Genomic DNA, 15,452 nt, shown 5'->3' on the forward strand with positions numbered 1-15,452 from the left:
TCCCGATGGCCTCTGATATAATTGGGGAAAAGCTCGAATGGGGTGGAGCGAATGGGGAGACAACTCGAGACGTACTTCCGCGAATTCATGAACGGCATACGAGCCGGGCATGCGTTCGATCCGGAAGCCGATCGGGAGCAGTGGAGAACCGCGGCCGTTGCGAGGCTCAAGGAGCTGTTGGGAGGATTTCCGGAGGAGAAGGCTCCGCTGGCGCCGGTCGCGACCGAATGCGTCGCGCTCGACGGATATACTCGGGAACGCGTCGAGATTACCACGTTCGAAGGATTGCGCATGCCGATGTACGTGCTGACCCCGGAGCGCGCGGAAGGGCCGCTTCCGGCCGTGATCGCCTGTCACGGACACGGCTACGGCGTCAAGGACATCGTCGGGCTCGAGCCGGACGGGTCGGAGCGGCGGGGCGATCCCGGGCTCCATAAGGATTTCGCCGTCGCCTTGGCGCGCCGCGGCTTCCTGGTGGTCGCGCCGGAGCTGCTCGGTTTCGGCGAACGCCGATTCGCGGAGGATGCCGCGGGCGGTCCGAAGGCGAACTCTTGCTTCCGCATCGCCGCGCATCTGCTGATGGCGGGGAAGACGCTGGCGGGGTATCGGACGTTCGAGACGCTGCGAGCCGTCGACTATCTCGAGGGGCGGGCCGATGGCCGGGCGGACCGGGTCGGCATCATGGGCATCTCCGGCGGGGGACTGGTAGCCGCCTTCGCGGCTGCGGTCGACGAACGGCTTCGAGCCGCCGTCGTGAGCGGGTACGCGAACACGTTCCAAGGAAGCATCTTGGATCGGAATCATTGCATCGACAATTACATCCCCGGCCTGTCGGCGGCGTTCGCGATGTCGGACGCGATCGGCTTGGTCGCGCCGAGGCCGCTCTTGATCGAGAGCGGCGACAAGGATAAGGTGTTCCCTCGCGGCCCGGCGATCGAGGCGTACGAAGCGCTTCGCGCGATTTATGCCGCGTACGGGGCGGAGGATCGGCTGCGGGCCGACTTCTTCTCAGGCGGGCACGAGATCGGCGGCGCGGTCGCTTACGATTGGCTGGCTTCGATGCTTGGGGACGGGGAGGAGGCGCCTTGATGATCGTCGTCGCGGCGGACGGGAGCGGCGACTTCCCGACGATCGGGGCCGCGGTCGACAGCTTGCCGGCGACGAGCGACCCGGCGACGATCGTCGTGCGTCCGGGGTTGTATCGGGAGAAGCTGTTCGTGACGAGGCCGAAGGTGCGGCTGCTCGGCTCGGGCGCGGAGCGGACGGTCGTCGCGTACGACGATTACGCGTTGAAGACGTTCCCGAACGGAGAGCCGTATCATACGTTTCACTCGTATACGGCTTATTTCGGCGGGGACGACTTCTTGGCGGAGGACCTGACGTTCGCGAATACGGCGGGGCCGGGCGAGAAGGTCGGCCAGGCGATCGCCGTGTACGCGGACGGCGATCGGGCGATATTCCGGCGGTGCCGGATCGTCGGCGCGCAGGATACGTTGTTTACCGGGCCGCTGCCGCCGGCGCCGGCGGGACGCGCCGCGTTCGGAGGGCCCGGCGACGTCTTCCCGCGGCGGCACGTGCGCCAGTATTACCGCGATTGCTATATCGAGGGGGACGTCGATTATATTTTCGGCTCGGCGACGGCGGTGTTTCGCGGGTGCGAGCTGTTTTCGCGGCGGCGCGCGTCGTCGGACGCCGCGTCGGGCGCGCCGAACGGCTGGATCGCCGCGCCGTCGACGCCGCGGGAAGCGGAGTACGGCTACGTCTTCTTGGACTGCGCGCTGACGGGCGACGCGCCTCCCGGCTCGGTGTTTCTCGGCCGGCCGTGGCGGGAGGACGCCGCCGCCGCCTTCGTCGGCTGCCGCATGAACGAGGCGATTGCGCCTGCGGGTTGGGACAACTGGGGCAAGCCGGAGCGGGAGGCGACCGTCCGGTTTCTGGAGGTCGGCGGCATCGGCCCCGGCGCCGATCCGTCCCGCCGCGTTCCGTGGGCGAGGCGGCTCGATGCGGCGGAGGCGGCGCGGTTCGCGCCGGGCCGCGTCTTGGCCGGGGGCGACGGGTGGAACCCCGAGGCGTGAGGGAGGGGCTGTCCTTAGGGGCGGCCTCTTTGTGTTCTCGCCTCGTCCCGCCCCTGACGCAGAACGCGGGAAGAGGGGACGTCCTTTTGCGTCCATCGTACGCACTTTGGGCGCGATTGGGTATTCTAAGGGAGCGTGCGAAGCCTGATTGAAGGGAGGGGACTACCATGGACGACAAACGGCGCCACGAGCTCGAGCGGGTGCTCGAAGAGACGCTGCACGACGGCATTAGGAACGAAAGGGAGCCGAATGCGAACGAGGAGGCGCGCGAGCGGATCAGCGCCCCGTACGAATACCGCATTCGCGCGGAGCGGGACCCGATCGCCGAGGAAACGAAAATCATCCGCGCGATGTCGAAGGAGCCGGACGGCAAGTACGACGATTATGCCAAATCATAGGTTTGACATGCCTTTGCGCCTCGTTTAGACTGGAAAAAGAAGAACAAATGTTTTCGTGTCTTTTCATGTTCAACGATTCAGAAAGTATGTCCTGCGGAGGGAATACCTGAATCGTCTCGGTAAACCGTCTTGCAAAGACGGCGAGGCCGTTTATCTTTGGGGGGCGTCATGGTCGAGCGGATCGTCGAAGAATGGAAGCATGTTTTCAAGCTGGATCCGGAGAAGCGGATCGGCGATGAAGCGTTGGAAGCTTTATGTTTGTCCGGAACGGACGCCATCATGGTCGGAGGGTCGAGCGGGGTCACTTATGACGACACGGTCGACCTTTTGTCGCGCCTGCGCAGGTACGAATTGCCTTGCGCGCTCGAGGTGACGACGCTGGACGCGGTCGTGCCCGGGTTCGACGCGTATTTGATCCCGGTGGCGCTGAACGCCGGCGACCCGAACTACCTTATCGGCCACCATATCGAGGCGTTGAAGCGGTACGGCAGTCTGCTGCCGAAGGAAGGGACGATCGCGGCCGAAGGGTACGTGATCGCCAATCCGGATTGCGAGGCGGCGCGCGTCGCCGGAGCGAAGCCGGTCGACGAGGCGGACATCGTCGCGTATGCGAGGTTCGCCGACCGGCTGCTCCGGCTGCCGATCGTCTATATCGAATATTCCGGCGCGTTCGGCGACATGGAAGCGGTCGCCAGGGCTCGGGCGGCGCTGACGAACGGCGCGAGGCTGTTCTACGGCGGCGGCATCGACGGCGCGGAGAAGGCCGCGGCGGCGGCTCGGGCGGCGGATACGATCGTCGTCGGCAATATTATTTATCAATCTTTGGCTCGTGCGCTCGACACCGTTCGGGTTGTACAATCGTAGGGTCGGGTTACGGGAGCATTTTCATAGATTTAGGGTAGAAAGGTTTGAGCGCTCATGATAGATATTCTGGAAGCGGTGAAGAAGCTGAATCCGCGGCAGCGGCAGGCGGTCGAGGCGACGGACGGTCCGCTGCTCATTCTCGCGGGCGCGGGAAGCGGCAAGACGCGGGTGCTGACGCACCGGATCGCGTATTTGATCGGGCAGAAGAAGGTAGCGCCGTGGAGCATTCTGGCGATCACGTTCACGAACAAGGCGGCGCGGGAGATGCAGGATCGCGTCGGCAAGCTCGTCGGTCCGCAGGGGCAAGATATTTGGGTATCGACGTTCCACTCGATGTGCGTGCGCATTTTGCGGCGGGACATCGGACGGATCGGCTTCTCGCAGAGCTTCTCGATTCTCGATTCCGGGGACCAGCTGTCGGTCATAAGGAATGTAATGAAGGACCTGAACATCGATACGAAGAAGTTCGAGCCCCGCGCCGTCCAAGCGGCGATCGGCAATGCGAAGAACGAGCTGATCGATCCGGCGAAATTCGAGCAGAACATCGGCGATTATTTCGACGGTCTCGTCGCCAAAGTGTATAAGAAGTATCAGGAGCGGCTCAAGGCGAACAACTCGCTCGACTTCGACGATCTGATCATGACGACGATCCGGTTGTTCAAGGAAGAGCCGCAGGTGTTGGAGTTTTACCAGAACAAGTTTCAATATATCCACGTGGACGAGTATCAAGATACGAACCGGGCGCAATATATGCTATGCCGCATGCTGGCGGACAAGCATCACCGCATCTGCGTCGTCGGCGACTCCGATCAGTCGATCTACAAGTGGAGGGGCGCGGATATCTCGAACATCCTCAACTTCGAGGAGGACTACCCGGAAGCGCAATCGATCCTGCTGGAGCAAAATTACCGCTCGACGGCCAACATCCTGAACGCCGCGAACGAAGTCATCAAAAACAATCCGGGCCGCAAGCCGAAAAATCTGTGGACGGACGCGGGCGAAGGCAATAAGATTCAGCTGTATTTGGCCGATTCGGAGCATGAAGAAGGCTACTTCATCGCCGGCACGATCCGGAAAAATCGCAACGCGGGCAAGTCCTACGCGGATCATGCGATCTTGTACCGGACGAACGCGCAGTCGCGCGTCATCGAGGAAGTGCTGATCAAGTCGGACATCCCGTACCAGATCGTCGGCGGCGTGAAGTTCTACGATCGGAAAGAGATCAAGGACTTGCTCGCGTACTTGCGGCTGATCTCGAACCCGGACGACGACATCTCGTTCGTGCGCGTCGTGAATGTGCCCAAGCGCGGCATCGGCGACACGACGATCGACAAGCTCGGCGCGGCCGCGGCCGCTCGCGGGGTGTCGATGTACGCGATGATCGACGGCATCGGGCAGGTGGACGTGACGGGGCGGGCGGCGACCGCGCTGCGGGAGTTTAAGGAAATCATCGATAATTTATCCCGCATGGTCGAATATTTGTCCGTCACGGAGCTGACCGAGAAGACGCTGGAGCTGACGGAATATCGAATGGAGCTGCAGCGGGAGAACACGTTGGAGTCGAAGGCAAGGCTCGAAAATATCGACGAATTCCTGTCCGTCACGCAGGACTTCGAGAAGCGCAACGAGGACAAGTCGCTCGTGTCGTTCCTTACGGACCTTGCGCTCATCGCCGACATCGATTCGATGAACAACGATCCGGAGGAAGGCAATGACGCGGTCGTGCTCATGACGATGCACAGCGCGAAGGGACTGGAGTTCCCGGTCGTGTTCATCGCCGGCATGGAGGAGAACGTATTCCCGCACAGCCGGTCGGCGAACGATCCGGAGGAGCTCGAGGAGGAGCGACGGCTAGCGTACGTCGGCATCACCCGCGCCGAGAAAGAGCTGTTCCTGACGTGCGCGCGCATGCGGACGTTGTTCGGACGGACGGCGGCGAACGGACCGTCGCGATTCCTGCAGGAAATTCCGGAGGAGTACAAGGAAGTGGTGTCCCCGGGACGGCCGACGTTCGGCACGCGGCCGAGCGGCTTCGGCAGCGGCTTCGGCGGCTCGTCGTTCGGCAGCGGGCCGAGAGGCGGCGGGTCGTCGGCGCTCGGCGACGCGGCGAAGAGCGCCTTCACGGCGGGTCCGCCGCGCGTGACGAAGACGCAGCCGACGTTCGCCGGAGGCAGCGCCGCGGGCGCCGACTTCGCGCCGGGCGACAAGGTCGCCCACGGCAAGTGGGGGACGGGCACGGTCGTGTCGGTGCGCGGGGACGGCGACGACAAGGAGCTGCAGATCGCATTCCCGGCGCCGGTCGGCGTGAAGAAGCTGCTGTCGCGGTTCGCGCCGATCACGAAGGTGTAGCGGATAGAAGCATCCAAGAATAGCGAACAGCGATGTTCGCTATTTTTGCGGAAAGCGCGGCGGAAATAAAATGAACCTCGTCGTTCGTTATTCCGCCGTCTTTCGGGTATCATGGAAATAACTACCTATAGTCGGAGGTTGGCGCGGATGACGGCGACGGCGAAAGAGCAAATGCGGCGGCTCGTGGACGAGCTCAATCATCACAATTATTTGTATTATACGTTGGATCGGCCGGAGCTGAGCGACGCGGAGTACGACAAGCTGTACGACCGGCTGACGGCGCTGGAGCGGGAGACGGGCGAGGTGCTGCCGGATTCCCCGACGCTGCGGGTCGGCGGCGGCATTCTGAAGGGCTTCGAGCCGCACAGACATCTGGCCCGGCTGTGGAGTCTCGACAAGGCGCAGACGAAGGACGACCTGCTTGCGTGGCATACGCGGGTGCAGAAGCTCGTGAACGATTACAACGAGAAACACCCGGACGCGCCGCTGCCGGCGCCGTCGTTCGTGCTCGAGCTGAAATTCGACGGCTTGACGCTCAATTTGACGTACGACGGCGGGGAGCTCGTACAAGCGTCCACGCGCGGGAACGGCACGGTCGGGGAGGGCATTCTCGCGCAGGTGCGCACGATCCGTTCGGTGCCGGCGAGCATTCCGTATAAGAACGGCGTCATCGAGGTGCAGGGCGAAGGTTTTATGTACTTATCCGTCCTGCAGAAATACAACGAGACGGCAGCCGAGCCGCTGAAGAACGCGCGCAACGCGGCGGCCGGGGCGCTCCGCAATCTGAATCCGGCCGTGACGGCGGAGCGCAAGCTCGACGCGTTCTTCTACAACGTCGGGCATACGTCGGAAGACCGACCGTTCTCGACGCATGTGGAGATGCTCGAGTTTCTGCGCGCCAACCGATTTAAAGTCAATCCGTACGCCCGGCACTTCGATACGATCGAGGCGGTGCACGACGAGCTGACGCGGCTCGCCGGGACGCGCCGCGAGCTGGACTTCCTGATCGACGGGGCCGTCGTCAAGGTGAACGACCTGCGCACGCGCGAGGCGCTCGGCTACACGGATAAGTTCCCGCGCTGGGCGGTGGCGTTCAAGTTCGAGGCGGAAGAGACGACGACGGTGCTCAACGACGTCGTCTGGAACCTGGGGCGCACCGGCAAGCTGACGCCGCTGGCGCTCGTGGAGCCGGTCGATATCGCGGGCGTGACGGTGTCGAACTGCACGCTGAACAACATGGACGACATCGAGCGCAAGGGGCTGCGGTTCGGCATCGGCACGGAAATATATATTCGCCGCGCGAACGACGTCATTCCGGAAATTCTGGGCAAGGCGTCGGAAGAAGTCGGGCGCGAGGTCGTCGCGCCGACGGTATGCCCGGCGTGCGGGCACGAGGTCGAGCAGCGGGGCGCGCATCTGTTCTGCCCGAACAAGCTGGGCTGCAAGCCGCAGATCGTCGCGCGGGTGTCGCACTTCGCCACGCGGGACGCGATGGATATCGAGACGTTCAGCGAGAAGACGGCGGAGCAGCTGCTGGAAGAGCGCGACGTGAAGGACCCGGCGGATCTGTATTACCTGACGAAGGAAGATCTGGTCGGCCTGACGCGGTTCGGCGAGAAGAAGGCGCAGAAGCTGATCGAAGCGATCGACAAGAGCAAGACGCGGGACCTGGCATCGTTCTTATACGCCCTCGGCATCCCGAATACGGGCAAGACGACGACGAAGATGCTGGCGGACCACTACCGATCGCTCGAGGCGATCATGAAGGCGACGCCGGAGGAGCTTGTCGGCTTGCCGGACGTCGGCGGGATCGTCGCGGACAGCATTCACACGTTCTTCGCGGACGATCTCGTGAAAGAGTCGGTCGCTCGGATGCTGGCCGCGGGCGTGGATCCGTATGTCGAAGAGGCGCCGGCCGTCGATGCGGAAACGCTCGCGGACTCGCCGTTTTTCGGCAAGACGGTCGTGCTGACCGGCACGCTGCCGACGATGACGCGCGACGAAGCGGCGAAGCTGCTCGAGGCGCGGGGCGCGAAGGTGGCCGGAAGCGTGTCGAAGAAGACGGACTTCGTCATCGCGGGGGAGAGCGCCGGCAGCAAGCTGACGAAGGCGCAGGAGCTCGGCGTCGCGATCATCGACGACGAAGCGGTGCTGCGCGGCATGCTGGGCATCGAATAACAGAAAGCCGCGGGAGCGAGGGTTCCGACACCCATGCTCCCGCGGCTCTTTTTTAGCTCTGCTTCGAAATCCAAGCCGCGATGTCGTCGATGACGTCCTGCGATACGGCGCCGGGCACGTTGTACTCCCCGAGCGTCCCCGCCCCGGGACCGTCATAGTCGACGAAGAAATGATTCAAGCCGGGATACAGCTTATACGTTACGCCGTCCCGCTCTCCGAAGATCTCCTTGTACATCGCGAAGTCCTTCTCCGCATACACTTGGAAGTCATCCTCGCCCTGCAGGACGAGCACCGGCTTCTTCAGCTCCTCGACATAGGCGGGGAGGTCGAAAGCGTCCATCTCCTTGAAGTAATAGGCCGGGAAACCGAAGACCGAACGGTTCTTCGCCTCGTCGTCGGTCATTGCGGCAACGCTTTGCGCTTTCTTGTACTCCGCTTCGATGGAATTCAGGTTCGCCTGCTTCGCGGGGTCCGCGTCGTCCATCGCCTCGATGAACGCCATATTCTGATCGTAGATGAGCTCCCATAGCGTGCGCGGGGAGCCGGCGAGCAGCACCAAGCCGGCGAAGTCGCCGCCTTCGGCGTCGATGCGAGGCGCGAGCATGCCGCCTTGGCTGTGGCCGATCACATACACCTGCGACGCGTCGATGCGCCCGTCCCGCTTGAGCAGCTCGGCCGCGGCGACGGCGTCGTCGACCGATTCCTCCGCGACGGTGATGGCGGCCGCTTCCTCCGGCGTGAACTTGTCGCCGTAGGCGTACGTCCGCTTGTCGTACCGCAGCACGGCGATGCCTTGCTGCGCCAAGCCCCAAGCGAGATCGCGGAACGGCGCATAAGCGCCTGCCGTCTCGTTCCGATCGCTCGGGCCGGAGCCTTGGACGAGCACGACGGCCGGCACCGGCCCTTCCGCCGCCGCCGGCAGCGTCAACGTGCCGCCTAATTCGTAAGCGGTGCCGGCTCCGACGACGACCTCCTCCTCGACGACGGAGGCGGGCGCCGCCGCCTCCGTCGCGGCCGGCTGCAGCAGCAGGCCGACCAATCGCCGCTCCCCATTAATCGCTAGGGAAACTTTGAAGTTCATACGATCGAAGGCGGCGACCGCTTCGACGCCGAGCGTCTCCGCGTCCAGCGGCGCCGTCTGCGCGGACTTGACGCCGAGGAACGCGCCGGCGATCGGCGCCGCGTCGTCCCACCCGGCCGCGAGCGCTTCGACCGGGACGGCCGCCTTCAGCTCGTCCGCGAACCACTCGTCGGACAGCTGTTGATAGCTGCCGTCGACCAGGAGAGAGACAATGTCCGCGACGAGCGCCTTCGGGTCGAGCGCGCCGCCACGAACCTCGGCCGCTTTCACGTCATCCCGGTATGCCGTCTCGAAGCCGAGCACGGTCTCGAAGAAAGACAGCGGTACGAAGACGCGGTTCTGAACGACGGCGGAAGCGGGGGCGAAGACCGTCTCCCGTCCGTTGACGGTCGCCGCGGCCGTCCCGGCTCGGAACGTTACGTTCACGTCCGGCGAGGACAGGCCGACCTCGTAGGTATCGGCGTCGAACGAGACACGGAAGCCGATTCGTTCGGCGGCGGCCCGAATCGGGACGAGGACGTTGCCGGCTTCTTCGTAAGGCCGCGCCTCCGCGAACGTCAATGCGTTTCCGTTCACCCACATGGAGACCGGAGAGCGGCTGTCCGCCGCGGCGGCCGGAACGGCGTTCGCGAGCAGGGCGAGAGCGGCGGCGGAGGCCGCGAGTCGTTTCATTTTCATCATCGATGTTCCTCCTTGTTCATGAAACCTCTTAAGTAGTACGATAGGGGAAGATGTAAAGTTCCTGTCAACTACGGGTGGAAGGGGATAACGATGAAAGTTGTCCTGATAGACGATGAACTATTAGCGTTAACCTATCTGGAACATCAACTTCGAAACATCGCCGACATCGACATTGCAGGGAAGTTCGTCGATCCCGGCAAGGGGACGGCCTTTATCCTCGATCACGATGTAGACGTGGCGTTCCTGGATATCCACCTTCCGGAAGTGAACGGAGTCGAACTGGCCGAACGGTTGTTGGAACGGAAGCCGAAACTGAACATCGTATTTTGCACGGCCTACGACGAGTACGCGATCAAAGCGTTCGAGCTGAACGCTTTGGATTATGTAATGAAACCGGTAGGGAAAGAACGCTTAACCATCACGCTGAAGCGGATTCAGGACCGTCTCGGAGGGGGGGCGAACCCGGCAGCTTCGGCAACGCCGGCCCTTCGGATGAAGCTGTTTCAACAAGTCTTGATCGAGGCGGACGGCAAGCCGTTCGCGCCCGTTCGCTGGCGAACCGCCAAAGCCCAAGAGTTGTTCTTGTATTTACTGCAGCATCGAGGTCAACTGGTTCGCAAATCCGCGCTCGTCGAGCTGCTATGGCCGGAATACGAGCCGAATAAGGCGTTCTCGCAATTGTACACCGCGGTTTATCATATTCGAAAAACGTTGGAACCGATGAGCACCCGATTTCAACTCTCGAACGCGACGGAAGGGTACATCCTGGATGTGGACCACGTTCGACTGGACGTGGAGGAATGGGAACAGCGCCTGCAGTCGCTCTTGCCGGTCGACGACCGGACGATCGAGGAGATCGAGCAGGTCATGGCGGCATATACCGGGGATTACTTGCAGGATTACGAATACGTATGGGCGGAGAGCGAGCGGTTTCGGTTAAAGCTGCTATGGATCCGCGCCATGACGGAGTTGGCCGAATGGTATACGTCTTGCCGTAACTATCCGAAGGCGATCGAGAAATACTTCGAGATTTGCAGCCGGCAGCCCTCGGCGGAAGAAGCCCGCTTCGCCTTGATGAAACTTTATGCGGCGACGAATAATCACGTATCGGTGCATCGGCAGTATCGCGAGCTTACGACCGTGCTGCTGGAGGAAGTCAGCGAAAGCCCGAGTCCGTATATTACCGAGTGGTACCTGCAATGGAAGCTGGAAAATAAGGAATGATCGTCGGGATCATTCCTTATCTCGGCAGCTGAAAGCTCACGGTCGTCCCCTGTCCGGGAACGCTCTCGATGCGAATGCCCCTCCCGTACAGCTGCTTCAGTCGACGGTCCGTATTTCGCAAACCGATCCCCTCGCTGACGTCGACCGGCGCTTCGAGCGCTCGAGCGATGTCCTCCGCGCTCATGCCTACGCCGTCGTCGCTGACGGACACGTCGATCCGATCCCCCGAACGCGCCGTCCGAATGCGAATCGTCCCTCCGCTGGCCCGCTTAAGAATGCCATGATTTACGGCATTCTCTACAAGCGTCTGGATGGCCAGCGGCGGCAATAGGAACGTCAGATCCGCCTCCAATTCCCACCGCGCGTCCAGCCGGTCTCCGAACCGCTCCCGTTCGATAAATAAATAAGACTTCACGAGTTCAAGCTCCCGCTCGATGGACACCAATCGGTCGGTGTTATGGAAATCGAAGCTGGTCCGAAGGTATTTGCTGAATTCTTCGAGCAATTTTTGCATCTTCTTGATATCCATCGTGCCCAGCGCGGCGATCGAATTAATTGTATTGTATAGAAAATGCGGCCGGATTTGCGCTTGGAGCCAGGCGGCCTCCATCCGAAGCCGTCCCTCGATCGATAATTTCAATTCGATCAACGCCCGGACGCGGGAACGGAGCTCCCAGTAGTCGACCGGCTTCGTCACATAGTCGTTCGCCCCGGCTTGGAACCCGGCGAGAACGTCCTCCGAACGACTCCTTGCCGTAAGCAGCAGGATCGGGAGTTCGGCCATGGAGAAGCGCTCGCGAATCCGTCGAGTGAATTCATACCCGGACATCTGCGGCATCATGACGTCCGTGATGATCAGGTCGTACGTCGTCGTTTCGAGTTTGTCGATCGCATCCGCCGCGTTCATGGCGGTCGCGACGTGATACGGAACGGTGCGCAAAATATCCACCAGAATCGCTAGATTGATGCTGTCGTCGTCCATGACCAATACTTTCGGGTGTTCCGAATCGACGGACGAAGCCGGGAGGTGGACGACTTGCGTTCGATCCGCAACGAAGTCGGCGCTCCCGATCGCAATGAGGTTTCGAGAAGCTTCCGCGCTTTCGGTACGATCGGTCTCTTCGGCCAATGGCAGCGTGATCGTAAATCGGGAGCCTTCTCCGGGAACGGAAGCGACGCTCAAGTCTCCGCCATGGAGCTCGACCAGCTGCTTAGCGATGCTCAACCCGAGTCCGAAGCCTCCGACGGCATTCGCCCGTTCCGAATCCCCTTGCTCGTACGGCAGGAAGATCCGCTGCCGCGTGCTCTCGTCCATCCCGATTCCCGTATCCCGAATATGAATATGCGCCGCCGCGTCCGTTCGCTCGGCGTAGACGGAGATGCTGCCTTCATCCGTGAATTTGATGGCATTATGCAGAAGATTAAACAATATTTGTACGAGTCTGTTTTCGTCGGCCTTGACGGCCGGGAATTCGTCGGGAACGTCGATGAGCAAAGCGACGGGTTTGCCGTCCAGCATGAATCGGAGCATCTCGAGGATGCCGTCGACGACCGGCCGAATGCGCACGTTGCCGATCTGCAATCGGACGGTGCTTTCTTTCAGACGAGTGACGTCGATTAAATCGTCCAGCATCAAGGACATCCGTCTGGCTACCGCAACCTGGATTTCCAACCTTCTCTTGTGTTCTTCCGGGACCGGGCGAACCGAGTCGTCCAACACGCTTTGCGTAATGTTCATGATGCCGTGGAGCGGATTTCGAAGCTCGTGCGACGTATTGACGAGGAAACGATCCTTCTCCCGATTGGCCTGCTGAAGCTTGTCCGCAAGAAGGATCGCTTCATGTCTGGCCTGGAAAAATCGCTTGAACCAGAAGGCTGCGAACGCCAGCACGGCGATGGCCAGATCGAACGGGTAATGCATCAACTCCAACGTCGTTCTGCTTTCGATAATGGCCCAGACGATGTTCGCGCCGATCGCGGCGATGCCGCAAAGCACGTACATAACATCCTTGCTCTTCCGGATCGCATTCTTCAAGATGAGTCCCGAGAGAATCGTAGACAACAGCAGAATGGAGGACACTACGAACAATGCGGACATGACGTACCGGGCCGGCGTCAGCAGTACGAACAAGGCGTAGACGGCGCAGTAAACGGCGAAGGCCCGCAACAATCCGGGCTTTCCGCAGCCGGGAAACATATGGTCGAGCAACGGGGGCAGGAATGCTACGACGCCGACATAGGATAGGATCCAAATTTTGGTCGTATATTCGTAAGGGAGCGGAAACCACACGAAGAGCAGCCGATCGTCCGCGACCAATACGATGAGAATCCCCAAGATCATGACGAGCGCAAAATAAAGCAGTCCTCTATTGGCGACCCCGAAGAAGACCAGCATGGCCGCGTACAAGCCGTGGATCAAAAATATGATGCATAATCCGATTTGCAAACCGGTCGATAGCAAGGTTCGGGAATGAATCGCGTCCACGGTTCCGAAACGGGTCGTTTGCGTAATGCCGCCGGGACCCGCATGGGACGAAGCGTGAATCAGAATTTCGATCGTCGGCTCGTCGTCGTCGAGCGTGACGGAGAAGGGGAGGTTGCCGGCCCGATGTTCCTCCCGCTCGTCGGACGGCGACCCTTCTTGCGCGGCCAAGCGGCCGTTCACGAAGACGGCGGACGCATTGTTCACGCGATTGAATCGTAATGTAAACGTGGGCCGCTCAGCGTCATCGTCATCGAGCAGAATCCGAAGGCGATACGTGCCGAAGCGGAAGGAAGACGGCGCCTGATCCCGAAATGCAGGCTCCCATTTCCCGGGAACCTGGATGGGCCGCGGTTCGAAGCGGTCCGCCGATCCGGGCTCGACGAATCTCGAAGGAAAAAACTCCCATTCCCCGGAAAGCGGAATCGTCTGATCGTGCGGCAACGTCCATCCCCGCAGGTCCAAGACGCCGTCCGTAACCCGGGGGTGCTCGATCGGCTTTTGATAATGCAGCACCGTTAATCGTAACGCCGTAATGGCGATCAGAAATAAAACGAGAATGGCGATCATTTTTTTAGTAGAAACCAATATTTCAACCTCCCTCCATGAATCATATTAGATCTTCGCGAACTCTACAATTTCTAAACGAAATCTCTTTCCTACCGGATCCCGGGACGGATGTCGAGGAATTGTAGAGTTCAAAATGTGAAAATCGCAGGGCAAGGGAGGCATGTCTTTGGAAAAACCTGGGTTGACATTAGAGGAAACGATTGGGAGAAGGTTGGCAAGAGATCTATTCAACGGCAGCGGCGTTTTATTGGCGTCCGCTTCTTCCGTCATCACCCATGACCATATTAGAATGTTTAGGAAGCACGGGCTTGAATTGACCTCTAACGATATCGCCTCGACCGGCCCCTATGCGGAGACGGGTGCCTCCGTACGCTCTCGGATGATCGACGAAGCGGTTCTTGAAGCAGGTCGCCTGTTCGAGGAAGTCCGCGCGACGAAGGGAATCCCGCTCGCGGATTTGCGGCGCAACGTCATTCCGATGATTCAGGAAGCGATTTCAGGCGATACGCCCTTATTCGGCCTGTTCTCCGCCCTGCAAGCCAAGGACGATTATACGTATCGTCATCATTTCGCGGTAGGGGCGATCGCCAGTCTCATAGGCAAATGGGTAGGATTGGAGAGGCAGGAGCAGCTGCAGCTCACGACGGCCGCGCTGTTGCACGACGTCGGGAAGATGCTGATTCCCGAGGATGTGTTAAACAAACCGGGCAAGTTGACGGCGGATGAATATACGGTAATGAAAAGCCATACCGTGATGGGGTATGAATTGTTGAAGAGAACCGTAGGCCTGACGCATCGACAAGCGCTCGTAGCGCTTCAGCATCATGAACGGCTGGACGGCAGCGGATATCCGTTCGGCGTTACCGAAAACAAAATCGATGGGTTCAGCCGTATCGTTTCGGTCGCCGACATGTTCCATGCGATGACCTCTAAGCGAGTGTACCGGGATCCGTCCCCCTTTTACGAAGTGCTGTTCCAAATGGAGCGGGATACGTTCGGCATGTTGGACCCTGCGATTACAAGATTATTCGTGGAAAAGATCATGCATTCGCTCATCGGACAGTCGGTGCTGCTGACGGACGGGAGGGAGGGCGTCATCGTGATGGTGAACGTCCAAGAACCCTTGCATCCATTGATCCAGATCGGAAGCAGCTTCGTCGACCTGAGCAAGGAATCGTCCGTCTACGTGAAACAGATCTTCGCATAGAACCTATGTCGGCGCGTACATCATCGAACGACAGCGAAAATACCCGGTCGCGGAGTGGGTCTACGCAACCGGGTATCATTCATGTTTCGCGCGAGAATCGCGAAGGGACGCCGGCGACGGCGTCGTTAATCCTTCCGTTCGCAAGCGTCGCTCGTAATCGCGGCTTGCTGCTCTTCCGTGAAGTCCTGGAAATCGTTATCCTCCGCCATCGTCTCGCCGTGCTGGTCGAGGCGGGATGGCTGCGCTTGGCGGCCGTCTCGTTTCGGATGCGAATTGCGTCCCGTCATGACAAATCACCCCCGTGGGTAGTGTGCGCACTTTTCGCGATTTTACCTCCCCCTCA

Annotated in this window: 11 protein-coding genes; 8 read left to right on the forward strand and 3 right to left on the reverse strand. The window is 60.7% G+C overall.

Annotated elements, in window-relative coordinates; genetic code table 11:
* Nucleotides 1–51 precede the first annotated feature (51 nt).
* From RIN49_RS19155 to ligA, 6 genes are all read left to right on the forward strand, one after another.
* On the forward strand, nt 52–1,089 hold the full coding sequence (locus RIN49_RS19155) for an alpha/beta hydrolase (RefSeq protein ID WP_309121764.1): 1,038 nt from the start codon (nt 52–54) through the stop codon (nt 1,087–1,089).
* The gene (locus RIN49_RS19160) at nt 1,089–2,075 is read left to right on the forward strand and encodes a pectinesterase family protein (RefSeq protein WP_309121765.1); all 987 of its coding nucleotides are present in this window, start codon (nt 1,089–1,091) and stop codon (nt 2,073–2,075) included. Before RIN49_RS19155 ends, RIN49_RS19160 begins: the two co-directional genes overlap by 1 nt.
* A gap of 167 nt (nt 2,076–2,242) precedes the next feature.
* Nucleotides 2,243–2,473: a hypothetical protein gene (locus RIN49_RS19165; RefSeq protein ID WP_309121766.1), complete on the forward strand. Its 231-nt coding sequence runs from the start codon at nt 2,243–2,245 to the stop codon at nt 2,471–2,473.
* 168 nt (nt 2,474–2,641) lie between these two features.
* Nucleotides 2,642–3,337 (forward strand): heptaprenylglyceryl phosphate synthase, encoded by a 696-nt coding sequence (pcrB, locus tag RIN49_RS19170; protein WP_309121797.1) that lies wholly within the window; start codon nt 2,642–2,644, stop codon nt 3,335–3,337.
* Between the two features lie 54 nt (nt 3,338–3,391).
* Entirely contained in the window at nt 3,392–5,686 is a 2,295-nt protein-coding gene (pcrA, locus tag RIN49_RS19175) for a DNA helicase PcrA (protein ID WP_309121767.1), read from the forward strand.
* A gap of 147 nt (nt 5,687–5,833) precedes the next feature.
* Complete coding sequence (ligA, locus tag RIN49_RS19180; RefSeq protein WP_309121768.1) at nt 5,834–7,864, forward strand: NAD-dependent DNA ligase LigA; 2,031 nt, start codon at nt 5,834–5,836, stop codon at nt 7,862–7,864.
* Nucleotides 7,865–7,916: 52 nt separating this feature from the next.
* Here the strand turns inward: ligA and RIN49_RS19185 are convergent, their stop codons facing one another.
* A complete protein-coding gene (locus tag RIN49_RS19185; protein ID WP_309121769.1) occupies nt 7,917–9,626 on the reverse strand; it encodes an alpha/beta hydrolase family protein in 1,710 nt (569 codons plus the stop codon).
* Nucleotides 9,627–9,716: 90 nt separating this feature from the next.
* Here RIN49_RS19185 and RIN49_RS19190 point away from each other — a divergent pair, with 90 nt between their 5' ends.
* The gene (locus RIN49_RS19190) at nt 9,717–10,850 is read left to right on the forward strand and encodes a response regulator (protein ID WP_309121770.1); all 1,134 of its coding nucleotides are present in this window, start codon (nt 9,717–9,719) and stop codon (nt 10,848–10,850) included.
* Between the two features lie 16 nt (nt 10,851–10,866).
* Here RIN49_RS19190 and RIN49_RS19195 read toward each other — a convergent pair whose 3' ends face one another.
* Nucleotides 10,867–13,920 (reverse strand): ATP-binding protein, encoded by a 3,054-nt coding sequence (locus tag RIN49_RS19195; protein ID WP_309121771.1) that lies wholly within the window; start codon nt 13,918–13,920, stop codon nt 10,867–10,869.
* A 295-nt stretch (nt 13,921–14,215) separates the two neighbouring features.
* Between RIN49_RS19195 and RIN49_RS19200 the strand changes: the two genes are divergently transcribed.
* Entirely contained in the window at nt 14,216–15,109 is an 894-nt protein-coding gene (locus RIN49_RS19200) for an HD-GYP domain-containing protein (RefSeq protein WP_309121772.1), read from the forward strand.
* Nucleotides 15,110–15,234: 125 nt separating this feature from the next.
* On the opposite strand, the gene RIN49_RS19205 is transcribed toward RIN49_RS19200, so the two are convergent.
* Nucleotides 15,235–15,396, reverse strand: coding sequence for a hypothetical protein (locus RIN49_RS19205; RefSeq protein ID WP_309121773.1), 162 nt, complete (start codon nt 15,394–15,396; stop codon nt 15,235–15,237).
* Nucleotides 15,397–15,452 lie beyond the last annotated feature (56 nt).

The organism is Paenibacillus sp. (assembly GCF_031177825.1).
Taxonomy (GTDB): domain Bacteria; phylum Bacillota; class Bacilli; order Paenibacillales; family YIM-B00363; genus Paenibacillus_AE.